The sequence below is a fragment of the Ciceribacter azotifigens genome, from assembly GCF_048159625.1.
GTDB lineage: Bacteria > Pseudomonadota > Alphaproteobacteria > Rhizobiales > Rhizobiaceae > Allorhizobium > Allorhizobium azotifigens.
In genome coordinates, this window is record NZ_JBLQTA010000002.1 from 415,017 (window position 1) to 439,350 (window position 24,334).

Below are 24,334 nucleotides of genomic sequence, written 5' to 3' on the forward strand. Positions count from 1 at the left end.
CGGGGGCCGTTAACGCGCGAGTTTCGGACCGGATAATGCCGGAGCCGATGGCAAGATGGTTAACAGCGCCGCACGGATTGCGAGAATGCTTATGGTGATGATGTTCTTCGCCGGCCTGGCGCTGGACATCGCCGTGCCGGCCGTCGTGCTCAGTGCGATGGCTCTGGTGACCTGGCTCGTCCGCAACTGGGCGCCGTCACAAGAATGGAAGGGGAGGGCGGCATGAAGACGTTCCTGATTTTCTGGGCGACGCCGATCGTGCTGCTCGGCGGCTGGTACGGCCTTTCCTACAACGACATCAGTTTCGGCTTTTTCATGCTGACCCGTCAGGCGCATGACCTGGTCTTCGAGATCTACGGAGACATTCTCGGCATCCCGCCGGACACCATTCCGCCGCTGGTCGCCCGGGCGATCGTGTTCGACAGCCTGCTCGTCTTTGCGATCATCGCCTTGCGCAAGCGCCGCGCGATTGCCGCCTGGTGGCGGGCGCGTCAGGGTGTGTCTGTGTCGGAGGTGCCTGTCCTTGACAGCGCAGAAAGCCTGTCGAGGGCGCCCTGAAGGATAAAGGCGGCGGCGGCCGAGTCGATGCGTTCAGCACGCTTGGCGCGTGACACGTCCATTTCGAGAAGCGCGCGTTCCGCCGCGACCGTCGAAAGCCGCTCGTCCCAGAGGATGAACGGTATATCGGTTTTGTCGGACATCGTGCGTACGAAGGCCCGCGTCGCCTGAACGCGTGGCCCGGAAGAGCCGTCCATGTTCATCGGCAGTCCGATGACGAAGGCGGCGACTTTCTCTCTCGCCGCGAAATCGAGCAGCACCTCGGCATCCCTGGTGAACTTGACGCGCTTGATGACCGGGCGGGGGGTGGAAAAGCGGCGACCGAGGTCCGACATCGCGACCCCGATCGTCTTGGTGCCGAGATCGAGACCGGCAATCGCCTGGCCGGGCTTCAGGAAGCCTGCGAGTTCCTCGATCGTCAGCGTGGCCATGCTGTTCTCTTACCGCTTGCGCAAGAATTCGGTGCGCAGCACGAGGCCCTTGATGGCGTCGTGGCGGCAGTCGACCTCCTCCGGATTCTCCGTAAGGCGGATCGATTTGATGACGGTCCCCTGCTTCAGGGTCGTGCTGGTGCCCTTGACCTTGAGGTCCTTGATGAGGGTGACGGAATCACCATCGGCGAGCACGTTGCCGGCGCTGTCGCGAACCTCGGCCGCGGCTGCGGCCTGTGCCGCCATTTCGGAGGCCGGCCGCCATTCGCCGGTCGCTTCGTCGTATACATAATCATCGTCGGACATTCTTGCCTCCTTGCGGCCGTCACTCGAAAACCCGATGAATGACGCCGCGTGCGCCGCAAACTCCGTCCATCGGGGGGGATGATGTCGCATATCCTACCGGGCGGGCCTGCGCAATACGAGCGCAGACGGTGTCCGCGGACTTGCCCTGCTGCCGCTGTCAGCCAAAATACTCTAATGAGATCGGTGGCCACACGGCAGAAGATTCGAAAGGAAGAGACGACAATGAAAATCACCTGGCTCGGGCATTCCGCCTTCCGCATCGAAACCGGCAAGGCCCGCATTCTCATCGATCCCTTCTTCACCGGCAATCCGGGCTTTGGCGGTCTCGATCCCAAGGAGGCCGCTGCCGGCGTCACCCACATCCTGCTGACCCACGGCCACGGCGACCATGTCGGTGATACGCTCGCAATCGCAAAGGAGAGCGGTGCGACGGTCGTCGCCAATTTCGACCTCTGCATGTGGCTCGCCCACAAGGGGCTCGAAAACTATTCGCCCGGCAACACCGGCGGCACCATCGACATGGATAGCTTCACCGTCACCTTCACCAATGCGCTGCATTCCTCCGCCTCGATCACAGAGGACGGCGTCTCCCACTCGCTCGGCAATCCGAACGGGCTGATGCTGCACTTCGACGACGGCGCCTCGCTGCTCCACATGGGCGACACCGACATCTTCTCCGACATGGCGCTGATCAACGAATTACACCGCCCCGATATCGGCATCGTTCCGATCGGCGACCGCTTCACCATGGGCGGTGCCGTCGCCGCGCTCGCCTGCCAGCGGTTCTTCAACTTCGAGGTTGCTCTGCCCTGTCACTACGGTTCGTTCCCGATCATCGACCAGACGCCGGAGAAGTTCGTCGCCGGCATGGAGGGAACGAAGACGAAGGTCGCCACGCCGAAGCCCGGCGAAAGCCTCTCGCTATGATTCAAGCGCTTTCCGAGGAGGACTTGCGACGGCGGCATGCGGAGAACTCCGTCCTGCGAGAAACCATTGTCGAACACCTTTTCGTTGGCGATTTGCTACGGCGCCTGTGGCAATGTGGTATTCTCGACGCCGAAGTCCTGAAGAGCGAGTTCGATGCCGGCGGCTATGATCTCGTGCTCACCTGCCGGGGCGTCACGCGCCACATCCAGCTCAAGGTGACTCGCGTCGGCGGTGCCCGGTCGAAGATCAATGTCAACTTGAGGCTCTGCGAAAAGCCAAGTGGCTGCGTGGTTTGGATCGCCGTGGACGACGAATTGAACCTGAAGAAATACCGCTGGTTCGGCAATGAGCCGGGTCGCCCGTTGTCGCAGGTGGCTGAAATGGGCGCGGTCAAGCATACCAAAGGCGACGCGAAGGGTATCAAAGCGGTGCGGCTAGGTCAGCGTAGCGTGAAGGCCGGCGTATTCACTCCAGTCGAGAATCTGGACGATTTGCTGCACCTGCTGCTCGGATCGGAGATTCTGACCGTTGCGAAGCGCGGACATGGACATTATAGCGGGGAGAAAGTCCAATCGGAGAATACCCATGTCCGTTGATCTCGCCACCGTGAAGCGTGTTGCGCATCTTGCCCGCATTGCCCTCAATGACGAGGATGCGGAGCGGATGATGGGTGAGCTGAACGGCATTCTCGGCTTCGTCGAACAGCTCTCCGAGGTCGACGTCACCGGCGTCGAGCCGATGACGTCGGTCACGCCGATGGCGATGAAGAAGCGCAAGGACGAGGTCACCGACGGCGGCAAGGCGGACGATATCGTTGCCAATGCGCCGGAGACCGATCGCAATTTCTTCCTCGTGCCGAAGGTTGTCGAATAACCGTCGCCTATTCCGCGCGTGACGGCCGTCACCGGGCCGTATCCAGCATTGATGCGCTGCCAAGGCGCCTTTCATTTTGAAGTGAACCGATCATGAGCGAACTGACCAGCCTGACCATTGCCGAAGCCCGCGCCAAACTGGCGGCGAAGGAATTCAAAGCCGTCGAGTTGACCGAAGCCTATCTGCAGGCGATCGAGACCGCCAACGATGCGATCAACGCCTATGTGACGGTCACGCCGGAGAAGGCGCTGGAGATGGCGAAGGCCTCCGACGAGCGCATTGCCGCCGGCAAGGCCGGGGCGCTCGAGGGCATTCCGCTCGGGGTCAAGGACCTGTTTGCGACCCGCGACGTCCATACCCAGGCCTGCAGCGCCGTCCTCAGCCGGTTCAAGCCGAAATACGAATCGACCGTCACCCAGAACCTCTGGGACGACGGCGCCGTCATGCTCGGCAAGCTCAACATGGACGAATTCGCCATGGGCTCGTCGAACGAGAGCTCCCACTACGGTCCGGTGACCAACCCGTGGAAGGCGAGCGGTTCCGATCAGCGCCTCGTTCCCGGAGGCTCTTCGGGCGGCTCGGCGGCTGCGGTCGCGGCCCATCTCTGCGCCGGCGCGACGGCCACCGACACCGGCGGCTCGATCCGCCAGCCGGCCGCCTTCACCGGCACCGTCGGCATCAAGCCGACCTATGGCCGTTGCTCGCGCTGGGGCATCGTCGCCTATGCGTCGTCCCTCGACCAGGCCGGCCCGATCGCCCGCGACGTGCGCGACGCGGCGATCCTCTTGAAGTCGATGGCGAGCGTCGACGACAAGGACACGACCTCGGTTGACATTCCGGTACCGGATTACGAGGCGACGCTCGGCCAGTCGCTCAAGGGCATGCGGATCGGCATTCCGAAGGAATACCGCGTCGAGGGCATGCCCGAAGAGATCGAAAAACTCTGGGCGCAGGGCGTGGCCTGGCTGAAAGACGCCGGTGCCGAGGTCGTCGACATTTCCCTGCCGCACACCAAATATGCGCTGCCCGCCTACTATATCGTGGCACCGGCGGAAGCCTCGTCGAACCTCGCCCGCTACGACGGTGTCCGCTACGGACTGCGCGTCGACGGCAAGGACATCGCCGACATGTACGAGCAGACCCGTGCCGCCGGTTTCGGCGCCGAGGTGAAGCGGCGTATCCTCATCGGCACATACGTGCTCTCGGCCGGCTATTACGACGCCTATTACCTGAGAGCCCAGAAGGTCCGAACGCTGATCAAGCGCGACTTCGAACTCGCCTTCAACGATGTCGACACCGTACTCGCACCGATCACGCCGTCGTCTGCCTTTGCCATCGGTGACAAGGAACTCGCCGCCGATCCGGTCAAGATGTACCTGCAGGACGTCTTCACGGTCACGGTGAACATGGCCGGGCTTCCGGGCCTTTCAGTGCCTGCCGGCCTCGACGCCAAGGGCCTGCCGCTCGGCCTGCAGCTCATCGGCCGGCCGTTCGAGGAGAGCACGCTCTTCAAGGCCGCCCACGTCATCGAGCAGGCCGCCGGCACCTTCCGCCCGGCGAAGTGGTGGTAAGCCGGGTCCTGATCCGGCCGATGACCGAGGCCGACGCTGAAAGCGTCGGAGAAGTCGGCTTTGCCGCATGGGCGGCAAACCCCGTCTTGAACGACTTCGGCACCGAGATGCCGGAGCGCGTGCACCGCGCCTTCTGTAATTTCGCCGCGACCGGTTCGGCGGTCATTCTCGTCGCCGACTGCGACGGTGAGATCGTCGGCTGGACCGCTCGCGACGGCGACGCCGACTATATCTCGGACTTGTGGGTTCATCCAGATCATCAGGGAAAGGGCGCCGGCAGGGCGCTTCTCGAACACGTTTTCTCCCTGATGAAGCGCGAGGGAATCGGCAAGGCGCGCATCGCCACCCACGCCCGCAATGCCGGTGCCATTCGACTGTACGAGCGCTGCGGCTTCGTCCTCGTCTGGCGTCGGATCGAGCGGTCGGAGGCGATGCAGATGGACGTCGAGAAGGTCCATCTGGAAAAGGCGCTGTAGCTGCCGGCCTTCAGGAGGAAGGCCGGCGCCGTCTTCACCTATTGTCCAATTCGGCTCTTACCAGCCGCAGCCCCCTTTCGGTGATGCGATAGGGGCGTCCGGCCTTCGAACTGATCGCCTTGAGGCGCTTCAGTCTTCGGAAAAGGAGAAGGTCGAAGCCGGGATAGAGCCAGCCGTCGCGCGAGAAGCACTGCGCTCTTTCGATCTTGCGGCTGTCATTGCGGTAGATCTCGATCCGCCCGCCTTGGGCGAGCAGGTGAAGGATGCGCTGTTCGTTGCGCGAAATGTCCATTGTCGTTCATCCGGTATTCGCGTCCTTCGAAAGGACGCACGAAAACGTATCCGGTGCCGGTCAGGCATCGGGGTTCTGTTCTCGTCGGGCCCATGCGCGCGGATCGTAGTCGATCGCGGGCAGGGCCTTCACCGGGTCTGTGACAAACCGTACATCAACACTCCATCGTGTGGTGCTGTTTTTGCCGCATGGCTCTACGCACGTCAAGCGCAGGGCGGCATGCGCATCTCAATCCTTCGGCGAATCAGCCAGCCGCTCTTCCGAGGCCTCCCTAACGTAATGCTGGCATGCGGAAAGGAATTTAGACAATTGTTTATAAACAGTATTCTCTGGTTCTCTGCCTCCTTTGGACAGGGACTGGCAAAACGGCATCGCCGGTGTTCTACTGACATAAAGCAGGGGGCACTTCATGATGACAATCCGCAGTGCACGGCAGGATGAGGCGGCGATCCTCGCCGATGTGGGGCTGCGCGCCTGGGAAAAGGCGATGATCCCGGTCGGCGAAACGAAAGCCATGGTCGAGAACGCGCGCGTCGCCTTCTGGAATTTCGTGAACTCCGAGTGGCTCACGATCACGGTGATCGAGCAGAATGGCAACGTCGCCGGCTGGGCAGCACGCGAAAACCTGGACGAGAACATCACCGACTTCTGGATCGACCCGGTTTTCCAGGGGCAGGGCCTCGGCGCGGCCCTGCTCGAAGCCGTCGAGAACGAAATCCGCCATCTCGGCTTCGAGAAGGCGACGCTCGAGACACACGCGATGAACCGCGAAGGTTTGCATTTCTTCGAGAAGCACGGCTATTCCGTGCACTGGCTGACAGTCGCCTACAATCCCAAGCTTGATCGCGACATCCAGACGGTCGGCCTCGCCAAGGCGTTCGTCGCAGCGGAGCCGGTCGGCTACGGCCAGGAATTCTGACATCGCCGACGGCTGGCGCGAGCGGTCGCATAACGATGGCCACGGGCGCCTCGAGCCTTGCGCCGCCGCGCCATTTGCTCTACCCAACGGGGTCAGAAATCCCAAGCATGACAAGAGCTCCAGATGACCATTGTTGACACGCGCACGCCTGACCCGAAACGCTTGATCCCCGGCGCCACCGGCGATTGGGAAGTGGTGATCGGCATGGAAGTCCATGCCCAGGTGACCAGCAACGCCAAGCTCTTCTCGGGTGCCTCGACCACCTTCGGCAACGCGCCGAATTCCAACGTCTCGCTCGTCGACGCGGCGATGCCGGGCATGCTGCCGGTGATCAACGAGGAATGCGTCAGGCAGGCCGTGCGCACCGGCCTCGGCCTCAAGGCGAAGATCAACAACCGCTCGATCTTCGACCGCAAGAACTATTTCTATCCGGACCTGCCGCAGGGCTACCAGATCTCGCAGTTCAAGGACCCGATCGTCGGCGAGGGCAAGATCATCATCTCGCTCGGCCCTGACCGCCAGGGCAATTTCGAGGACATTGAAATCGGCATCGAGCGGCTGCATCTGGAACAGGATGCCGGCAAGTCGATGCACGACCAGCATCCGACCATGTCCTATGTCGACCTGAACCGCTCGGGCGTGGCGCTGATGGAGATCGTCTCCAAGCCTGACATGCGCTCTTCCGACGAAGCCAAGGCCTACATGACCAAGCTGCGCTCGATCGTGCGTTATCTCGGCACCTGCGACGGCAACATGGACGAAGGCTCGATGCGCGCCGACGTCAACGTCTCCGTGCGCAAGCCGGGCGGCCCTTTCGGCACGCGCTGCGAGATCAAGAACGTCAACTCGATTCGCTTCATCGGCCAGGCGATCGAGTATGAGGCTCGTCGCCAGATCGCCATTCTTGAGGACGGCGGCGAGATCGACCAGGAAACCCGCCTTTTCGACCCCGGCAAGGGCGAGACCCGCGCCATGCGGTCAAAGGAAGAGGCGCATGATTACCGCTATTTCCCCGACCCGGACCTGCTGCCGCTCGAATTCGACGATGCCTTCGTCGAGGCTCTGAAGAAGGACCTGCCGGAGCTGCCGGACGACAAGAAGGCCCGTTTTGTCGCCGATCTCGGCCTCTCCGTCTACGACGCTTCGGTGCTCGTCTCGGAAAAGGCGATCGCGGACTATTTCGAGGCGGTGGCCGAGGGCCGCGACGGCAAGGCGGCAGCAAACTGGGTCATCAACGACCTGCTCGGCGCGCTGAACAAGGACGGTAAGGGTATCGAGCAGACGCCCGTCTCGCCCGCCCAGCTCGGCGGCATCATCGACCTCATCAAGGATGGCACGATCTCCGGCAAGATCGCAAAGGATCTCTTCGAGATCATCTGGAACGAGGGCGGCGACCCGGCGGCGATCGTCGAGAGCCGCGGCATGAAACAGGTGACCGACACCGGCGCTATCGAGAAGGCGGTCGACGACATCATTGCCGCCAACCCGGATCAGGTGGAGAAGGTCAAGGCGAAGCCGACGCTCGCCGGCTGGTTCGTCGGCCAGGTGATGAAGGCGACCGGCGGCAAGGCCAATCCGCAGGCCGTGCAGGCGCTCGTCAAGCTGAAGCTCGGAATCGAGGAGTGATGGCAGCGATGTTCTTCGTCCGCACGGCCAGCGAGCGCGATGTCGAAGCGCTGCGCGGCCTGCTGGAGGAGACCTTCCACGCCACCTATGACGGCTTCTACGGACCGGAGAAGGTGCAGCAGCTCGTCGATGCCTGGCACTCGCTGCCGGCGCTGAAGGCGCGGGTGGAGAAGAAGGGCGGCGAGTTCCTCGTCGCCGACGACGGGCGGCGGCTCGGCGGCATGGCCTATGCCGCCATGTCGAAGACAATGACGAAGACGGCCATCCTGCACCAGCTCTACGTGCGACCGTCCTGCCAGCGCATGGGGATAGGCCGCGATCTCTTCGCCGAGCTCGAAACCTGCTTTCCGGATGCGGAGATCATGCGTCTGGAGGTCGAGCCGCGAAACGCCGCGGCCATCGCCTTCTACGAGGCGCACGGCTTCACCGAGGTCGACCGCACGACGAGCTGCGGCGGTCCGGATTCGGGCCTGCCGGCGATCATCATGGAAAAGCCGCTCGGCTGAGCGTCCTCACTCCTGGGGGACTTCCTCCTGCTTGCCGTCCTCGTCATAGAGGAGGACGGCTGCGCATTCAGCGAGGTCGGGACGCCGTTCCCGGTCACAGGCGACCTTCGCCGCGGCGAGCGCCGCTTCCTTGCTTTCCCAACCGCAGTAGAATTCCGCCCAGTGGAGACCCTCCGTATGCAGGATCGAGACCTGGACGCTGTAGAGCGCCGGGAAACAGTAGCTCATCGCAACGCAATCCTCGTCGGTCCCGCCGCCGTCGACGCACTGCTTGCGGGCGCAGGCAAAGGCCTCTTCGGCATTCGCTCCGGTGCAGACGCCGCTGCTCATCTCGGGTGCCTGGACGAAGGCGATCCCCTTGCGGCCGCCTTCCTCGGCGAACGCTGCCGGCATGGACAAGATTAGCGCAAGAAAGAACGTGCAAGCGCTGCGACAGATCATGTAAGTCTTCCCCCCAGTTCCCCTGATTTGCGGGTGTTCCCGCTCGCGAAGGACCATATATGGAAACCGAAGCCGTCACCATCAGGAAGGCCGGACACGACGATGTGCCGGCGATCGTCGCGATGTTCGCAAACGATTCGCTCGGCGGCCACGGCGACACCACGGATCCCGTCGCACTTCCCGGCTATATGGCGGCACTCCGCCGCATTGAGCAGTCGCCGAACGAGACCCTCCATGTGGTCATTAAAGGCGGAGAGGTGGTCGGGACCTTTCAGACCCTGATCACCACGACCCTGACCGGCCGCGGCGGCTCCTCGATGATCGTCGAGGCGGTGCATACGCGCGCGGATTGCCGCGGGCAGGGGATCGGCGAGGCGATGATCCGCTTCTGTCTCGAGGAGGCGAGACGGCAGGGCCTGCGTCAGGTGCAGCTCACCTCCAACGCGAAGCGCACGGACGCCCACCGCTTCTATGGGCGGCTCGGTTTCGAAGCCAGCCACATCGGCTTCAAGTTGAAGCTGAAATGACGGTTGACGGCCGGCGAAACACTGGACAATCGGCCCCCGAGGCGGCATAAGCGGGGAACTGTTGAACCCGAGCGCCATTCGGGCGTCGGAGCCGAAGGACGAGACATGAAGCAGCTTCTGTTGCAACTTTTCACCTGGTGGAACGGCCAGACCATGGGCACGCGCTTCTTCACCTGGCGCAATGGCAAGCGCGTCGGCGAAGACGAGTTCGGCAACGTCTACTACGAAGGCGGTATGACCTCCTTCGGTCTCCCGCGCCGCTGGGTCATCTATAACGGCTATGCCGAGGCTTCGACGATTTCTGCCGACTGGCACGGCTGGATGCATCATCGCACGGATGTTCCTCCGACCAAGGAGGACTACAAGCCGCGCGAGTGGCAGAAGCCGCATCGTCCCAACTACACCGGTTCTTCGCTCGCCTATCGTCCGCAGGGCTCGATCGCCGTGCCGGGCGAGCGTCCGCGCGTAACCGGTGACTACGACGCCTGGACGCCCGGCAACTGACACCGGTTTTGGCCACAATTGACGTTTAGCCGCTTTGGTGGCGTTGTCTTCTCCCCGGGGAGCATCGTCGGCAGGACGGCTGGAGACTGGAGATATGAAGCTTTTCGGAAACGGCATCGGGCTTGGCGCGGCCTCACTCTTTGCGCTGACGACCGCCGTTTCCCTGCTGTCGCCCGTCGCTCCGGCGATGGCGGAGCGTATCGCCAATCCGGTCGCGCAGTTCGCCGGCATCGACAAGATCACCGGGCGCATCACCTCCTTTGATGTCTATGTCAACGAGACCGTGCAGTTCGGTGCGCTGCAGGTGACGCCGAAGGTCTGCTACTCCCGCGACGAGGCGGAAGCCCAGAAGATCGACGCTTTCATCGAAGTCGACGAGATTACGCTCGACCGCAAGATCCGCCGCATCTTTTCCGGCTGGATGTTTGCCGACAGCCCGGCGCTGAACGCAGTCGAACACGCGATCTACGACGTGTGGCTGACGGGTTGCAAGCAGTCGTCGGACGTTCCGGCGCCGCCTGGCGTCGTCGCCGCTCATCCGGCTCCCGTACCGGTTTCGGAGAGCGAGAAGGCCGCCGAAGCTCAGAAAGCGGCTGCAAGTTCGGAAAGCCAGACGCCGGCGCCGGTAAGCGGGCAGGCGCAGCCGGCTGGCGAAGGCGCCGTCGCACCCGCAGAAACCGCACCCGCCCCGCAGGACAGCGGCACGCTTCAGCCGCCGCCGCAGCAGCAGGATGCTGTTCCACCGCTCGGTGCCCCGCAGGAAATTCCAGACAACGTTCCCGGCGATTCCCTGCCACCGCTCGACGATTCTCAACAGATGCAGGATATCGCCCCGGGCGATGCCCTGCCGCCACTCGACGAGCCTCAGCCGGTGCCGGACAACGCACCGGGCGATCTCCTGCCGCCGCTCGATATTCCGCAGGGTGCCGAGGAGATGCCGCAGGGACAGCCGCTGCCGCAGATTCCCGGAACGAAGCCGGGAAGTGTCGGGCTGTTCTGAGGTCTTGATGCCGGCGTTGCCGCGCTAGACGAACGCGATATCCGGCCCCGCCACGGCCGTTTCCAGCAGACGCGCATATTCGTCCTTCGGCACGTCGATCGCGCCGAAGGTCTTCAGGTGCTCTGTGGTGAACTGCGTGTCGAGCAGCGTGAAGCCGCGCTCCTTAAGGCGTTCGACAAGATGGACGAGGCAGATTTTCGAGGCGTTTGTGCGGCGGGCGAACATGCTCTCGCCGAAGAAGGCGGAACCGAGGGAGACCCCGTAGAGCCCGCCGACGAGTTCGTCGCCGTCCCAGGCTTCGACGCTATGGGCATGCCCCATCCGGTGAAGCGCGCCGTAGAGATCCTTGATTGTCTGGTTGATCCAGGTGCTCGGACGGTCCTCGGCCGCTTCCGCGCATTTTTCGAGGACAAGGTCGAAGGCGGTGTCGTAGCGGATGTCGAAGGGCTTGTGGCGGATCGCCTTCGCAAGGCTCTTCGAAACGTGGAACTGGTCGAGGGGAATTATGCCGCGAAGTTCCGGCTCGACCCAGAAGATTTCCGGGTCGTCCGCCGACTCCGCCATCGGAAAGAGGCCGATGGAATAGGCGCGCAGCAGGATCTCCGGAGTGATCGAGTAGTCCCTGCTGCGCGGTCCTGCCATCGGCGTCCTTCAGGCTGAGGTTCTGGCCAGATAATCCTCCAGCCAGTGGATGTCGTAGTCGCCGTTCGCGATGTCCTGATTGGCGATCAGGTCCTGGAACAGCGGCAGGGTTGTCTTGATGCCGTCGATGACGAATTCGTCGAGCACGCGGCGCAGGCGCATCATGCATTCGACGCGGGTGCGCCCGTGCACGATGAGCTTGCCGATCAGGCTGTCGTAGTAGGGCGGGATCTTGTAGCCCTGGTACGCGCCCGAATCGACGCGCACGCCGAGGCCGCCCGGCGCATGGAAATGCGTGATCGTGCCGGGGGAGGGCACGAAGGTGCGCGGATCCTCGGCATTGATGCGGCATTCGATGGCGTGGCCGGAGAAGGTGACCTCGTCCTGCGTGACCGAAAGACCAGCGCCCGACGCGATGCGGATCTGCTCGTGTACGAGGTCGATGCCGGTGATCGCTTCGGTGATCGGATGCTCCACCTGCAGGCGGGTGTTCATCTCGATGAAGTAGAACTCGCCGTTCTCGTAGAGGAACTCGATCGTGCCGGCGCCGCGGTACTTCATCTTCTTCATGGCGTCGGCGCAGATCTGGCCGATCTTCATGCGCTGTTCGACGTTGAGCGCCGGAGAGTTGGCCTCTTCCCAGACCTTCTGGTGGCGGCGTTGCAGCGAGCAGTCGCGCTCGCCGAGGTGGATTGCGTTGCCTTCACCGTCGCCGAGGACCTGGATCTCGATGTGCCGCGGCTTGCCGAGGTACTTCTCCATGTAGACGGCGGGGTTGCCGAACGCGGCAGCCGCTTCGGTCCGGGCCGTGTTGAAGGCTTCTTCGAGGTCTTCCGCGGTCCTGGCCACCTTCATGCCACGGCCGCCGCCGCCGGCGGTCGCCTTGATGAGAACCGGAAAGCCGACGCGGTGCGCGGTGGCCATCAGGTTGTCTTCCGTCACCTCGCCATCGGAGCCCGGAACGACCGGAATGCCGAGTTCCATCGCCGTCTGCTTGGCGGTGATCTTGTCACCCATCAGGCGGATGTGCTCGGCCGTCGGGCCGATGAAGGTGATGCCGTGCGCATCGAGGATGTCGGCGAACTTGGCGTTTTCCGAGAGGAAGCCGTAACCCGGATGGACGGCGTCGGCACCGGTGATTTCGCAGGCCGCGACGATCTGGTGGATGTTGAGATAGCTTTCGCGCGAAGGCGGCGGGCCGATGCAGACGCTCTCGTCGGCGAGCCGGACATGCATCGCATCCGCGTCCGCTGTGGAGTGCACGGCCACCGTGGCGATGCCGAGCTCCTTGCAGGCGCGCAGGACGCGCAGGGCGATTTCGCCGCGATTGGCAATCAGTATCTTCGAAATACCGCTCATGGGCCTCACTCGATGATCAGCATGGGCTCGCCGTACTCGACGGGCCGGGCATCCTCGATCAGAATTTCCACGACCTTGCCGGAGCGCGGGGCCGGGATCTGGTTCATCGTCTTCATCGCCTCGATAATGAGAAGCGTCTGGCCTTCCTTGACGATCGAGCCGACCTCGACGAAGGGGCGGGCGCCCGGGGCGGGGGCGAGATAGGCGGTGCCGACCATCGGCGCGGTGACCGCATTCGAGAGGTTGCGTGCCGGCTCAGCGGCAACTGCCGGGGCAGCGGCAACGGGAGCAGGGGCGGCCGCGGGAATCTGGTAGGCCGGGGCCTGCTGCATGGCGACCATCTGCGGACCGGAGCGCGAGACGCGGATTCTCAGGTCGTCCTGTTCGACTTCGATCTCGGTCAGATCGGTCTCGTTGAGGATGTTCGCGAGGTCACGGATCAGCGCCTGATCGATTCCCGATTTCTTTTCAGCCATGGGTGAGGTCCTATATTCTTGTTATTGCGTGATGTTTTTCAGCGCGTGCAGCGCCAGGATGTAGCTGTGGGGGCCAAAGCCGCAGACCATGCCCTTCGCGGCCGGTGCGATCATCGACTTGTGGCGGAATTCTTCCCGCGCGTGGATATTGGAGATGTGCACTTCGACGACCGGAACGGAGATCGCGCGGATTGCGTCGTGCAGGGCAATGGAAGTGTGCCCGTATGCGCCGGGATTGATTGCAACGCCGACGGCAGCGTCGTTGGCCTCATGCAGCCAGTCGACGAGCTTGCCCTCGTGGTTGCTCTGGCGGAAGTCGATATGGAAGCCCAGAGCGTCGCCCGCTTCCTTGCAGTCGGCCTCGATATCGACGAGGGTCTTGCCGCCATAGATGCCCGGCTCGCGTTTGCCGAGCATGTTCAGATTGGGGCCGTTCAGCACGAAGATCGTTTTGCTCATGAGGGGTCCGTCTCTCTTCAACCGCCTCCTATAGACTGAGAGGCCCGCAAGGGAAAGCCCCCTGCGGGCCATACGCCTGAGTTCCCCCGACTTTGCGGGGGAGAGAAGGGTTGAGACGTTTCTCCGGCACTCAGCAGGCGGTACGGCCGCAGCTGCGGACGTTCGCGACCTTCTCCTCGATCGCCTTCGAGCCGATGGCGCCGAACACGGCTTCGTTGCCGACGATGTAGGAGGGGGTGCCGGTGATGCCCAGGCTGGTCGCCAGCTGGTAGGCTTCGCGGACGGACTCGTCGTTGGGGCTTTCCGCCATCTTCTTGCGGATATCGGCCTCTTCGACGCCGAGCGAGGCGGCGACTTCGATTGCACGCGCCTCGTTGGCGCGGCCCTCGCCGCCGAGCAGCGCACGGTGGAACTCACCGTATTTCTCCGGCGCGATCTTGCGGAAGGCATCCGAAACCTTGTGCGCCGCTTCCGAATCGGGCCCGAGGATCGGGAACTCCTTCAGCACGAAGCGCACGTTCTTGTCGGCTGCGATGATGCTGTCCATGTCGGACAGCGCGCGCTTGCAGTAACCGCAATTGTAGTCGAAGAACTCGACGATCGTGATGTCGCCGTGCGGATTGCCAAGCGAGAGATCGTACTTCGAGGTGAAGAGCGCTTCCTTGTTGGTCTCGACCGCGGCCGAGGCCTGCCGCTGACGTGCATCCTGCTGCTTCTTTTCGAGTGCGTCCTGCACGTCGAGCATGATCTCGGGGTTTTCGATCAGGTATTCCTTGATGAACTCGCCGAATTCCTTCTTCTGCTGCTCGTCGAGGGCATTCACCGTTGTCGGCAGTGCTGCGGGCAGGAGAGCGAGAGCCGCAACAGCGAGATGTTTGAACGTCAGGGGCATGTCATTCCTCGTAAGGGCCGTCGGCAGATCGCCGACAGCCGGCTGGTTCCGCTGGAACCGATTGGATTCGCGACCAATGTAGTATTTGGAGCGCGGAATGGAAGGTCGAAAAATGGCATCTCCGCGCCAATCTCACCATTGTGAACACAGCAATAATACGGCAAATGTCAGGCGCCCCAGCAGAAGCGAGAGAATTGCCCGTGGTTACCATTTCCAAACGCAGTGCCGTCGAACCGTTCCATGCCATGGACGTGCTGGCCGAAGCCACCCGGCGCCGGCAGGCGGGGCAGCCAGTCATTTCCATGGCGGTTGGGCAGCCCGGGCATCCCGCCCCGCAGGCGGCCCTTGCGGCTGCACGGACCGCGCTCGATCACGGTCGCATCGGCTACACGGACGCACTCGGCACCGGCGAATTGCGCCAGGCGCTTTCCGACTACTACCGTCGGCGGCACGGTGTCACCGTGGATGCCGGACGGATCATCGTCACGACAGGCTCGTCGGCGGCGTTCAACCTCGCTTTCCTCGGCCTTTTCGACGCCGGCGATGCCGTGGCGATCGCACGGCCCGGATACCCGGCCTATCGCAATATCCTCAAGGCGCTCGGCCTGACGGTTGTCGAAGTACCAGTCAATGCCGGAACGCATTTCACCCTGACTCCCGAAAGCCTTGAAAACGCGCAACGCGAAGCCGGGCTCCGGCTGAAGGGTGTCCTTCTCGCGAGCCCCGCCAATCCGACCGGAACGGTGACCGGCAAGGCGCAGCTTGCAGAGCTCGCGCGCTATTGCGAGGACGAGGGGATCAACCTCATCTCCGACGAGATCTACCACGGCCTGACCTTCTCCGGTGACGAGGCGAGTGCGCTCGAGATCGGCGACGGCGCGGTGATCATCAACTCCTTCTCGAAATACTATTGCATGACCGGCTGGCGCATCGGCTGGATGGTGGTTCCGCCGGAACTCGTCCGCCCGCTCGAGTGCCTGGCGCAGAGCCTCTACATCTCCGCTCCCGAACTCTCGCAGATCGCCGCAGTCGCGGCGCTCTCCGCCGGCGAGGAGCTGGAGCACTACAAGGCGAGCTGCCGTGCCAATCGCGACTATCTGATGGAGCGGCTGCCGAAGCTCGGGTTTCCCTTGCTGTCACCGATGGACGGGGCCTTCTACGCCTATGTCGACGTCAGCCGTCACACCAATGACAGCATGGCCTTCGCCCGCGAAATGCTCTCGGCGATCAACGTCGCGGCGACGCCCGGCCTCGACTTCGACCCGTTGGAGGGCCACCGCGCGATGCGCTTCTCCTACGCCGGCACGATGGCGGAAATGGTCGAGGCGCTCGACCGGATCGAGCGCTGGCTCAAATAGCGCCGGCGGCAACCCTCGCCCTTGATCTCTTGCCGCGATGGGCCAAGTCAGGCTCTAACGTCTGGATTGGATCTATCAACGAGGCGGGAGGTGCCGATGACCATATCCTGGGTGAGACAGCCGTCGTTCGAGGCGCCGGAACTGCTGACGGAGCGCACGCGGCTGCGCGGGCACCGTGTTTCCGACCTCGACCCGCTGGCACGTATGTGGGCCGATGAAGACGTCGTCCGCTACATCAGCGGAAAGCCGTCCACCAGGCAGGAGAGCTGGGCTCGTCTGCTGCGCTATGTGGGGCACTGGCGTCTTCTCGGCTTCGGTTACTGGGCGATCGAGGATCGTCATACGGGCGAATATCTGGGTGAACTGGGCTTTGCCGACTTCAAGCGCGAGATGACCCCGTCGCTCGGTGGTGTTCCCGAGGCGGGCTGGCTTCTGGCGCCTGAGGTTCAGGGAAGGGGAATCGCGACCGAAGCCCTGACGGCGGTTCTCCAATGGGCGGATGCCAATTTCATCGGTGACAGGATTGCTGCCATCTTCGATCCGGCCCACGAGCGCTCGATCCGCCTCGCAGCGCGGTGCGGCTTTGCCGCGCAAGGGGAGGCGACGGTCGTCGGTACCCAGGCCCTTTTGATGTCGCGTCGCAGGCCGCTTCTCTGACTCTTGCCCGGAACTGGCCTGGTTGGGGAAGCGCGAAGGCGAAACGGCCGCCCATCGGGCGGCCGTCGCATGTTTCAGACGTCAAAATGGCGATCTCAGAAGAAGCCGCGCTTCTGCCACCAGCCACCCTTCTTCGGCTTTTCGCCTTCACCTTCCGGCGTGGCCGATTTCACCGACGTGACGACCGGCTCGGACGAGGTTACGTTCGACTGGCGGTTGGCGCGGGCGGGCTTTGCCGGCTCCGCGGCCTCTTCGGTCACGGTTTCCTCGGCGACCGGCTCTTCGGCAAGCGTCGCGCTCTTTTCTGCGACTTCGGGTTCGACCGGCGGCGCCTCTTCGGCGAGGATCGGCTCCTCGACCGGCGAAACGGCGACCTTGGCCTTGCGGGTGCGGCGCGGCTTGCGGGTTACCGGTTCCTCCGCCGATTCGATGGCGGCCATGGCGGACGGCTCTTCGGCCACCGTTTCTTCGGCGATCGCTTCGATCACCTCGGCGGCGGTTTCCGCACCTTCAGCCTCATCCCCGGTCGCTTCGGACTCGTCACCCTCGGCGCCTGCGGCTTCCGCCGTGCCTTCTTCGCCCGGACGGCTACGGCGGCCGCCGCGCTTGCCGCGACGGCGGCGCTTGCGCTTCTGGCCTTCTTCGGACGTCTCGTCGGCTGCGGCAGAGGCGGCTACAGTGCCTTCCTCTTCGCCCTCATCCTCGTCTTCATCCTCATCGGCGCCATCGTGCGCAGATGCAGAGGCAGCCTCACCGTTGCCGTTTCCGTTGCGGTTGCGCCGGCGCCGACGACGCTTGCGCTTGCGGCCCTGTTGCTCCTCGCTGGAGGTTGCCTGCGGCGCGGACGAGGCTTCGACGGCTTCGTCTTCGTCCTCTTCTTCCGGTTCGATGTAGACTTCCTCTTCCTCTTCCGGCTCGGAAATCACCGGCATCAGGCTTTCGATCTTGACCGGGTTCAGAACCGGCTCGCCGCGGTCGATGGCGAAGTGCTGCGACCCGACGGTATCGTCGGAGTCGATCACGATCGACACGCCGAAGCGGTGTTCGTAGTCGACGATCGTGCCGCGCTTGTGGTTCAGCAGGTAGAGCGCCGTTTCCGGCGTCGTGCGAACAGTGATGTCATGTGTCGTGCTCTTCAGCAGGAATTCCTCGATGCCGCGCAGGACATGCAGCGCGACGGAGGACTGCGAGCGGATGAGGCCGGTGCCGCCGCAATGCGGGCAGAGCTGCGTCGTCGATTCGAGAACCGAGGCACGGATGCGCTGGCGCGACATCTCGAGCAGGCCGAAATGCGAGATCCGGCCGACCTGGATGCGGGCGCGGTCGTTCTTCAGACAATCCTTCAGCTTCTTCTCGACTGCGCGGTTGTTGCGCTTCTCTTCCATGTCGATGAAGTCGATGACGATGAGGCCGGCAAGGTCGCGCAGGCGAAGCTGGCGGGCGACTTCCTCCGCTGCCTCGAGGTTCGTCTGCAGCGCGGTGTCCTCGATCGAGTGTTCGCGCGTCGAGCGGCCGGAGTTGACGTCGATCGCCACCAGCGCTTCGGTCTGGTTGATGATGATGTAGCCGCCGGACTTCAGCGTCACCTGCGGCTGCAGCATGCGGTCGAGCTGGCCTTCGATGCCGGAACGCGAGAAGATCGGGTGAATGTCGCGATACGGCTGGACGACCTTGGCGTGGCTCGGCATCAGCATCTTCATGAAGTCTTTCGCTTCACGATAGCCTTCCTCGCCGGCAACGACGATCTCGCCGATGTCCTTGTTGTAGAGGTCGCGGATCGAGCGCTTGATGAGCGAGCCTTCCTCATAGACGAGGCAGGGCGCGGTCGAGTTCAGCGTCAGCGTCCGGACGTTTTCCCAAAGGCGCATCAGGTATTCGAAGTCGCGCTTGATCTCGACCTTGGTGCGGTTGGCACCGGCCGTGCGCAGGATGACGCCCATGCCCTGCGGCACTTCGAGACCGCGGGCGATTTCCTTCAGCCGCTTGCGGTCGGTCGGCTGGGTGATCTTGCGGGAGATGCCGCCGCCACGGGCCGTGTTTGGCATCAGCACGGAATAGCGGCCGGCAAGCGAAAGATAGGTGGTGAGAGCAGCACCCTTGTTGCCGCGCTCTTCCTTGGCGACCTGCACCAGCAGGATCTGACGCCGCTTGATGACTTCCTGGATGCGGTACTGTTTGCGGGGCTTGCGAACGACGCGGTCCGGAACCTCTTCCATCGCGTCCTCGGCGCCGACGGATTCGATTTCTTCCTTCTCCTCGACATGATCGTCGTCATCATCGTCGAAATCGTCGTCGCGTCCTCGGCGACCGCCGGCCTCTTCGGAGATTTCGTCCATGTCGACCATGGCGGCGATGGTCTTGCCGCCTTCGTCTTCGTCCGTCGCTCCGACTTCTTCCGCCGGCTCTGCAGCCGCATCTGCGGCCTTCTTGCCGCGCGGCTTGCGGGCGCGCCGCGCCTTCGGCTTTGCGGCAGCTTCCTCGGCGGCCTCGACCGGGGCTTCTTCGGCCGTTACCGCTTCAGCAGCGGGTTCGGCGTCTTCGGCCGGGGAGACGGCTTCCGCCGGAGAGACGGCGGCTTCGGCTGCGGCGGCTGGCGCTTCGTGTTCCGCATCGCCTTCGTCGGCGCGGCGGTGCTCCTCGGCTTCGGCGCTCAGGAGCGCCTGGCGATCCGCAAGCGGGATCTGGTAGTAATCGGGATGGATTTCGGCGAAGGCCAGGAAGCCGTGGCGATTGCCGCCGTAATCGACGAAGGCGGCCTGCAGCGAGGGTTCGACCCGCGTGACCTTTGCCAGATAGATGTTGCCCCTGATCTGTTTCTTATGCTGGGACTCGAAATCGAATTCTTCTATCCGGTTACCACGAACGACGACAACGCGCGTCTCTTCCTCGTGAGACGCGTCGATAAGCATTTTGTCTGCCATGTAAGCTGTGCTCCTCGGCGCCTTCTCGGCAAGATCGAGTCGCACGTTGCTGGAACGGGCGAGAGATATCTTGGGGATGCGCCGGATATAGATGTCTTCGTCCGGTGGGGTGAGCGAGCAGCAACTGAACAGCTTCCGGGGCGTCGAGCGCTCCAAATCCGCTGAGGTTTCTGACTACCTGCTGCAACGACATCAAAGACCGAACAAAAACGACAATGCCAATAGGCCCTTGGGCCCGATGAATGCTCTCAAAGAGCGCTTGGTGGTTGCCCACCAGTAGACGAAACCGGCCGAGTGCCGGCTTGTGATCCAGTTTCAGGACAAAGCTGCAGAGACGGAGGATGAATGTCCGGCAAGCTGGCGCCAAACCTGATTATGGTTGGCAGCCGTGGCGATGATTCTATCCCGTGGGCATCTCTATCCCTCGGTTGCGTTGTATGTTTTCTCCACCGCAATAGCAAGGGAAAACCCATTTGTGCCATAATACCCATGGATTAGTAGTGTTTAGCACGCCGAGGTGATTCTCTTGTGGAGGATGGGCGGCGGGCTCTGTCATTTCATCGAAAGGGGTGGGTGTTGCGTCAGTCTGGAATCGGTCGGCCAGGGTCGCGCCGCAACACGTGGCTGCTCGGCGTCCTGATGGCGGCGCTGCTGTCGCTGATGGTGCCGGAAAGCGCATCGGCCGCCGACGAAGACCGCGAACCGCCGGTGCTTGCCTATGCCGCAAGGATCGCCGGCGACCGGGCCCGGACCCGTATCGTCGTCGACCTCGACCGCAAGCCGGTTTTCGAAGTTCGCTACATGGAGAAACCCGATCGCATCGTCGTCGACCTGCCCGCCATGGCCTTCGCCTTTCCGGCGGAGGATCTGAAGGCGCGCGGCCTCTTCAAGGACGTCCGTTACGGCGCGGTTGGCGCCCAGTCCGCGCGAATCGTGCTGACGGCCGAACGACCTGCGCAACTCGCGCTTGCCGAAGTCCAGGCCGACGAAGCCGGCAAGGGCTTTCGTCTCGTGCTGGATGCCGAGATGGTGAAGAGGGAAGTCTTCGACGATCTCGTCAAGCGCCAGGCCTGGAGTGGCGGAAAGGCGGCTGTCGGCGTGCCGGCCTCCGAGGCGGCGGCACGGGGAGACCGGCTCGGAACGTCCAGCCCGGTGCCGGGCGGCACCTTCGTGATTGCCATCGACGCCGGCCACGGCGGCATCGACAACGGCGCGATCGCCGCCGAAACCAAGACGCCGGAAAAGGACATTACGCTCGCCTTCGCCAAGGCTTTGCAGCGGCGTCTTGCCAGGGAGCCGGGGATATTCGCCTTTCTGACGCGTGAGGGCGACGAGTTCCTGTCCCTGTCCGAGCGGGTGACGATCGCGCGCCAGCACCATGCGAACCTCTTCCTTTCGCTTCATGCCGACAAGCTGCGACAGGACAACATCCGCGGCGCGACCGTCTACACGATCTCCGACAAGGCCTCCGACAAGATGGCCGCCGAGCTTGCCGAACGCGAAAATCTCGCCGACGTGATCGGCGGCGCCGATCTCGCCACCGAGCCGGCGGAGGTCACCGACATCCTTCTCGATTTCACCCGGCGCGAAACCCAGGCGTTTTCCGTGGCGATGGCGGAGCAGGTCGTGTCGTCCTTCGAAGGGCAGGTCGCCCTGATCAACAATCCGCACCGTTTTGCGGGTTTCCGTGTCCTTCAGGCCCACGACGTCCCGTCGATCCTGCTCGAGCTCGGCTTCCTGTCGAACAAGGAGGACGAGAAGGTGCTGCTCGACGAAAGCTGGCGGGAGAAGATCGCCGAACTGCTGACCGCGGCGATCACCCGATACCGCGAGCCGGCACTTGCGAACGGTGGCTGATACGCGACGCCATCGAGGCGGAGGTGGCTTTTGCCGCCCGCCGTGCGGAATGAATGCGGGACGGGCGTTGACTGGCCCTATTTTCCTCACAATCGCGCCTTTACTCCGGGGAGGCATCAAGGAGCGTAGCCACAGCGTCGTCTGGCTATCCCCGAAGTCTTGCCAATAGGCGCTTGACGTGCAAAACGCGACGACATGTGCGATGTTTGCCATTGCGCGCCGAACCGAAAGCGAACGCCGGTAGCTCGATTATGATCAGACTGATTGGATACTTCTTCGGACTTGCCTCCGTGCTTGCGCTCGCCGTTGCGGTGGTCGTCGCGATCTATCTGGCCAACGTCACGAGGGATCTGCCGGATTTTGCCGTCCTGTCGAGTTACGAACCTCCGGTCGCGACCCGCATCCATGCCGATGACGGCTCGCTGATGGCCGAATATGCGCGCGAGCGCCGCCTGTTCCTGCCGATCCAGGCGATCCCGGACCGTGTCAAGGCCGCCTTCCTTTCGGCTGAAGACAAGAACTTCTACAATCACCCCGGCGTCGACATTTATGGTCTCGGTCGCGCAATTCTCGTCAATCTGCAGAATTTCGGCTCCGGTCGCCGTCCGGTCGGTGCCTCGACCATTACCCAGCAGGTCGCCAAAAACTTCCTGCTGTCCTCGGACCAGACGATCGATCGCAAGGTGAAGGAAGCGATCCTCTCCTTCCGCATCGAGCAGGCTTATTCGAAGGACAAGATCCTCGAACTCTACCTGAACGAGATCTTCTTCGGCATGAACGCCTACGGTATTGCCGGTGCCGCGCTCACCTATTTCGACAAGTCGGTGACCGAACTCACCATCGCCGAGGCCGCTTATCTCGCTTCGCTGCCGAAGGGCCCGTCCAACTATCATCCGTTCCGCCACCCCGATGCCGCCCTCGAGCGCCGCAACTGGGTCATCGACCGCATGGTCGAGAACGGGTTCGTTTCGCAGGAGGACGGTGCGGACGCGAAGAAACAGCCGCTCGGCGTCACCCTTCGCCGCACCGGTGCCCATCTCTTCGCGTCGGATTACTTTGCCGAGGAGGTCCGTCGCCAGATCATCGAGCGCTACGGCGACAAGGCACTCTACGAAGGTGGGCTCTCCGTCCGCACATCCCTCGATCCCAAGATGCAGATCGTTGCCCGCAAGGCTCTTCAGAAGGGGCTGCTCACCTATGATGAGCGTCGCGGCTATCGCGGCCCCGTCAGCCAGGTCGACGTCTCGGGCGACTGGGGCGCGCCGCTCGCGAAGGTGGCGGGCTTGAGCGACGTTCCGGAATGGAAGCTGGCCGTCGTGCTCGCCGTTTCCAGCGACCGTGTCGACATCGGCCTGCAGCCGGCGACCGAAGCCGGCGGCAAGGTGGCGGCCGAGCGCCGCACCGGCAAGATCATGGCCGAGGACATGGACTGGGCCTATCGCTCAGCGACCGGCGACCGCAAGACCGCGAAGTCTCCGGAAGGCGTACTGAAAGCCGGCGACGTCGTCTTCGTCGAAGCGCTCGAAGGGGAGGGGCAGAAGGATCGCTACCGTCTGCGCCAGCCGCCGAAGGTGCAGGGTGGCCTCGTCGCGATGGACCCGCACACGGGTCGCGTTCTCGCCATGGTCGGCGGTTTCTCCTATGCGCAGTCTGAATTCAACCGCGCCACCCAGGCGATGCGCCAGCCCGGTTCGTCGTTCAAGCCCTTCGTCTACGCCGCGGCGCTCGACAACGGTTATACTCCCGCTTCCGTCATCATGGACGCGCCCATCGAGATCGTGCAGGGCGGCCAGGTCTGGCGCCCGCAGAACTACGGCGGCGGCTCGGCCGGTCCTTCGACGCTCCGGCTCGGCATCGAAAAGTCGCGTAACCAGATGACGGTGCGCCTTGCCAACGACATGGGCATGAACCTCGTTGCAGAATACGCCGAACGCTTCGGTATCTACGACAAGATGAATCCGGTTCTGGCGATGTCCCTCGGCTCGGGAGAAACGACGGTGCTGCGGATGGTTTCGGCCTATGCCGTGCTCGCCAACGGCGGCAAGCAGATCAAGCCGACGCTCATCGATCGCATCCAGGACCGCTACGGCAAGACGATCTTCCGTCACGAGGAGCGGGTCTGCGAAGGCTGCAATGCTGACGGCTGGAACAATCAGGAAGAGCCGACGGTCGTCGACAACCGCGAACAGGTGCTCGACCCGATGACCGCCTACCAGATCACCTCGATCATGGAAGGGGTCATCACGCGCGGAACTGCAGCCGGCAAGGTCAAGCTCGACCGGCCCGTCGCCGGCAAGACCGGCACCACCAACGACGAGAAGGACGCCTGGTTCGTGGGTTACACGCCGAACCTCGTCGCCGGCCTCTATCTCGGTTACGACAACCCGGCCCCGCTCGGGCGTGGTGCGACGGGCGGCTCGCTGTCCGCACCGGTCTTCAACGATTTCATGCAGGGTGCCGTCGCCGGCACACCACCGGGCAAGTTCCACATTCCGGAGGGCATGAACCTGATCGCCATCAACCGCAAGACGGGCATGGCGGCGGTTCAGGGCGAGCCGGATACCATCATCGAGGCCTTCAAGCCCGGCACCGGCCCGGCCGACAGCTTCTCGGTTATCGGCATGGACAGCTACATGGCGCCGGAGGAGATCCTGCGCACGTCACCGCAGGCCAACGAGGCCGTGACCTCCGGCTCGGGCGGTCTCTTCTAGAACGCCCGGAACCGGCCGGAACTGCTCTGACACCCTGATCCGCAT

The 24,334-nt window shown here is 63.4% G+C and carries 26 protein-coding genes and 1 pseudogene; 17 read left to right on the top strand and 10 right to left on the bottom strand.

Going from position 1 to position 24,334, the window contains the following annotated elements; all coding sequences use genetic code 11:
* Positions 1–55 precede the first annotated feature (55 nt).
* Together ACM6UT_RS04950 and ACM6UT_RS04955 are read left to right on the top strand one after the other, a co-directional pair.
* On the top strand, positions 56–226 hold the full coding sequence (locus tag ACM6UT_RS04950) for a hypothetical protein (protein ID WP_416796242.1): 171 nt from the start codon (positions 56–58) through the stop codon (positions 224–226).
* Positions 223–558: a DUF6105 family protein gene (locus ACM6UT_RS04955; protein ID WP_416796243.1), complete on the top strand. Its 336-nt coding sequence runs from the start codon at positions 223–225 to the stop codon at positions 556–558. Before ACM6UT_RS04950 ends, ACM6UT_RS04955 begins: the two co-directional genes overlap by 4 nt.
* On the opposite strand, the gene ruvX is transcribed toward ACM6UT_RS04955, so the two are convergent.
* Positions 492–989 (bottom strand): Holliday junction resolvase RuvX, encoded by a 498-nt coding sequence (gene ruvX, locus ACM6UT_RS04960; RefSeq protein WP_416796244.1) that lies wholly within the window; start codon positions 987–989, stop codon positions 492–494. The genes ACM6UT_RS04955 and ruvX overlap by 67 nt on opposite strands.
* Before the next feature lie 9 nt (positions 990–998).
* A complete protein-coding gene (locus tag ACM6UT_RS04965) occupies positions 999–1,295 on the bottom strand; it encodes an alkylphosphonate utilization protein (RefSeq protein ID WP_416796245.1) in 297 nt (98 codons plus the stop codon).
* A gap of 222 nt (positions 1,296–1,517) precedes the next feature.
* Between ACM6UT_RS04965 and ACM6UT_RS04970 the strand changes: the two genes are divergently transcribed.
* The 5 genes from ACM6UT_RS04970 to ACM6UT_RS04990 all read left to right on the top strand — a co-directional run bounded on the left by ACM6UT_RS04970 (position 1,518) and on the right by ACM6UT_RS04990 (position 5,142).
* A complete protein-coding gene (locus ACM6UT_RS04970; RefSeq protein WP_416796246.1) occupies positions 1,518–2,222 on the top strand; it encodes a metal-dependent hydrolase in 705 nt (234 codons plus the stop codon).
* Positions 2,219–2,818 (top strand): hypothetical protein, encoded by a 600-nt coding sequence (locus ACM6UT_RS04975; RefSeq protein ID WP_416796247.1) that lies wholly within the window; start codon positions 2,219–2,221, stop codon positions 2,816–2,818. The genes ACM6UT_RS04970 and ACM6UT_RS04975 overlap by 4 nt, the downstream gene beginning before the upstream one ends.
* On the top strand, positions 2,808–3,095 hold the full coding sequence (gene gatC / locus ACM6UT_RS04980; RefSeq protein ID WP_416796248.1) for an Asp-tRNA(Asn)/Glu-tRNA(Gln) amidotransferase subunit GatC: 288 nt from the start codon (positions 2,808–2,810) through the stop codon (positions 3,093–3,095). Before ACM6UT_RS04975 ends, gatC begins: the two co-directional genes overlap by 11 nt.
* Before the next feature lie 92 nt (positions 3,096–3,187).
* Positions 3,188–4,666 carry an Asp-tRNA(Asn)/Glu-tRNA(Gln) amidotransferase subunit GatA gene (gene gatA / locus ACM6UT_RS04985; RefSeq protein WP_416796249.1) on the top strand — a complete coding sequence of 493 codons (1,479 nt, stop codon included), beginning with the start codon at positions 3,188–3,190 and terminating at the stop codon, positions 4,664–4,666.
* Positions 4,660–5,142: a GNAT family N-acetyltransferase gene (locus ACM6UT_RS04990; protein ID WP_416796250.1), complete on the top strand. Its 483-nt coding sequence runs from the start codon at positions 4,660–4,662 to the stop codon at positions 5,140–5,142. Before gatA ends, ACM6UT_RS04990 begins: the two co-directional genes overlap by 7 nt.
* A 34-nt stretch (positions 5,143–5,176) precedes the next feature.
* On the opposite strand, the gene ACM6UT_RS04995 is transcribed toward ACM6UT_RS04990, so the two are convergent.
* On the bottom strand, positions 5,177–5,434 hold the full coding sequence (locus ACM6UT_RS04995; protein WP_416796251.1) for a YjhX family toxin: 258 nt from the start codon (positions 5,432–5,434) through the stop codon (positions 5,177–5,179).
* A gap of 409 nt (positions 5,435–5,843) precedes the next feature.
* Between ACM6UT_RS04995 and ACM6UT_RS05000 the strand changes: the two genes are divergently transcribed.
* The 3 genes from ACM6UT_RS05000 (at position 5,844) to ACM6UT_RS05010 (ending at position 8,485) form a co-directional block, all read left to right on the top strand.
* Entirely contained in the window at positions 5,844–6,353 is a 510-nt protein-coding gene (locus ACM6UT_RS05000) for a GNAT family N-acetyltransferase (protein ID WP_416796252.1), read from the top strand.
* Between the two features lie 123 nt (positions 6,354–6,476).
* The gene (gene gatB / locus ACM6UT_RS05005; RefSeq protein WP_416796253.1) at positions 6,477–7,979 is read left to right on the top strand and encodes an Asp-tRNA(Asn)/Glu-tRNA(Gln) amidotransferase subunit GatB; all 1,503 of its coding nucleotides are present in this window, start codon (positions 6,477–6,479) and stop codon (positions 7,977–7,979) included.
* An 8-nt stretch (positions 7,980–7,987) separates the two neighbouring features.
* On the top strand, positions 7,988–8,485 hold the full coding sequence (locus ACM6UT_RS05010; protein WP_416796290.1) for a GNAT family N-acetyltransferase: 498 nt from the start codon (positions 7,988–7,990) through the stop codon (positions 8,483–8,485).
* Positions 8,486–8,491: 6 nt separating this feature from the next.
* On the opposite strand, the gene ACM6UT_RS05015 is transcribed toward ACM6UT_RS05010, so the two are convergent.
* Entirely contained in the window at positions 8,492–8,926 is a 435-nt protein-coding gene (locus tag ACM6UT_RS05015) for a hypothetical protein (protein ID WP_416796254.1), read from the bottom strand.
* Positions 8,927–8,985: 59 nt separating this feature from the next.
* Here ACM6UT_RS05015 and ACM6UT_RS05020 point away from each other — a divergent pair, with 59 nt between their 5' ends.
* The 3 genes and pseudogenes from ACM6UT_RS05020 to ACM6UT_RS05030 form a co-directional block, all read left to right on the top strand.
* Entirely contained in the window at positions 8,986–9,453 is a 468-nt protein-coding gene (locus tag ACM6UT_RS05020; protein WP_416796255.1) for a GNAT family N-acetyltransferase, read from the top strand.
* A 105-nt stretch (positions 9,454–9,558) separates the two neighbouring features.
* Positions 9,559–9,957, top strand: a complete 399-nt coding sequence (locus tag ACM6UT_RS05025) for an NADH:ubiquinone oxidoreductase subunit NDUFA12 (protein WP_416796256.1) — start codon at positions 9,559–9,561, stop codon at positions 9,955–9,957.
* 94 nt (positions 9,958–10,051) lie between these two features.
* Positions 10,052–10,489, top strand: a pseudogene (locus ACM6UT_RS05030) (DUF2155 domain-containing protein); the annotation flags it as partial.
* A 492-nt stretch (positions 10,490–10,981) separates the two neighbouring features.
* Here the strand turns inward: ACM6UT_RS05030 and aat are convergent.
* The 5 genes from aat to ACM6UT_RS05055 all read right to left on the bottom strand — a co-directional run bounded on the left by aat (position 10,982) and on the right by ACM6UT_RS05055 (position 14,785).
* Positions 10,982–11,599 (bottom strand): leucyl/phenylalanyl-tRNA--protein transferase, encoded by a 618-nt coding sequence (gene aat, locus ACM6UT_RS05035; protein WP_416796257.1) that lies wholly within the window; start codon positions 11,597–11,599, stop codon positions 10,982–10,984.
* Between the two features lie 9 nt (positions 11,600–11,608).
* Positions 11,609–12,958, bottom strand: a complete 1,350-nt coding sequence (accC, locus tag ACM6UT_RS05040) for an acetyl-CoA carboxylase biotin carboxylase subunit (RefSeq protein ID WP_416796258.1) — start codon at positions 12,956–12,958, stop codon at positions 11,609–11,611.
* Positions 12,959–12,963: 5 nt separating this feature from the next.
* Positions 12,964–13,434 carry an acetyl-CoA carboxylase biotin carboxyl carrier protein gene (gene accB / locus ACM6UT_RS05045; protein WP_416796259.1) on the bottom strand — a complete coding sequence of 157 codons (471 nt, stop codon included), beginning with the start codon at positions 13,432–13,434 and terminating at the stop codon, positions 12,964–12,966.
* 21 nt (positions 13,435–13,455) lie between these two features.
* Positions 13,456–13,893 (bottom strand): type II 3-dehydroquinate dehydratase, encoded by a 438-nt coding sequence (gene aroQ / locus ACM6UT_RS05050; protein ID WP_416796260.1) that lies wholly within the window; start codon positions 13,891–13,893, stop codon positions 13,456–13,458.
* Positions 13,894–14,023: 130 nt separating this feature from the next.
* A complete protein-coding gene (locus tag ACM6UT_RS05055; RefSeq protein ID WP_416796261.1) occupies positions 14,024–14,785 on the bottom strand; it encodes a DsbA family protein in 762 nt (253 codons plus the stop codon).
* A 200-nt stretch (positions 14,786–14,985) separates the two neighbouring features.
* Here ACM6UT_RS05055 and ACM6UT_RS05060 point away from each other — a divergent pair, with 200 nt between their 5' ends.
* Both ACM6UT_RS05060 and ACM6UT_RS05065 read left to right on the top strand, forming a co-directional pair.
* Entirely contained in the window at positions 14,986–16,143 is a 1,158-nt protein-coding gene (locus tag ACM6UT_RS05060; protein ID WP_416796262.1) for a pyridoxal phosphate-dependent aminotransferase, read from the top strand.
* Positions 16,144–16,239: 96 nt separating this feature from the next.
* Positions 16,240–16,800 (top strand): GNAT family N-acetyltransferase, encoded by a 561-nt coding sequence (locus tag ACM6UT_RS05065; RefSeq protein WP_416796263.1) that lies wholly within the window; start codon positions 16,240–16,242, stop codon positions 16,798–16,800.
* Between the two features lie 95 nt (positions 16,801–16,895).
* Here ACM6UT_RS05065 and ACM6UT_RS05070 read toward each other — a convergent pair whose 3' ends face one another.
* The gene (locus ACM6UT_RS05070) at positions 16,896–19,721 is read right to left on the bottom strand and encodes a ribonuclease E/G (RefSeq protein ID WP_416796264.1); all 2,826 of its coding nucleotides are present in this window, start codon (positions 19,719–19,721) and stop codon (positions 16,896–16,898) included.
* A gap of 639 nt (positions 19,722–20,360) precedes the next feature.
* Between ACM6UT_RS05070 and ACM6UT_RS05075 the strand changes: the two genes are divergently transcribed.
* Entirely contained in the window at positions 20,361–21,578 is a 1,218-nt protein-coding gene (locus ACM6UT_RS05075) for an N-acetylmuramoyl-L-alanine amidase (RefSeq protein ID WP_416796291.1), read from the top strand.
* 251 nt (positions 21,579–21,829) lie between these two features.
* Positions 21,830–24,289 carry a penicillin-binding protein 1A gene (locus ACM6UT_RS05080; protein ID WP_416796265.1) on the top strand — a complete coding sequence of 820 codons (2,460 nt, stop codon included), beginning with the start codon at positions 21,830–21,832 and terminating at the stop codon, positions 24,287–24,289.
* Positions 24,290–24,334: the final 45 nt, after the last annotated feature.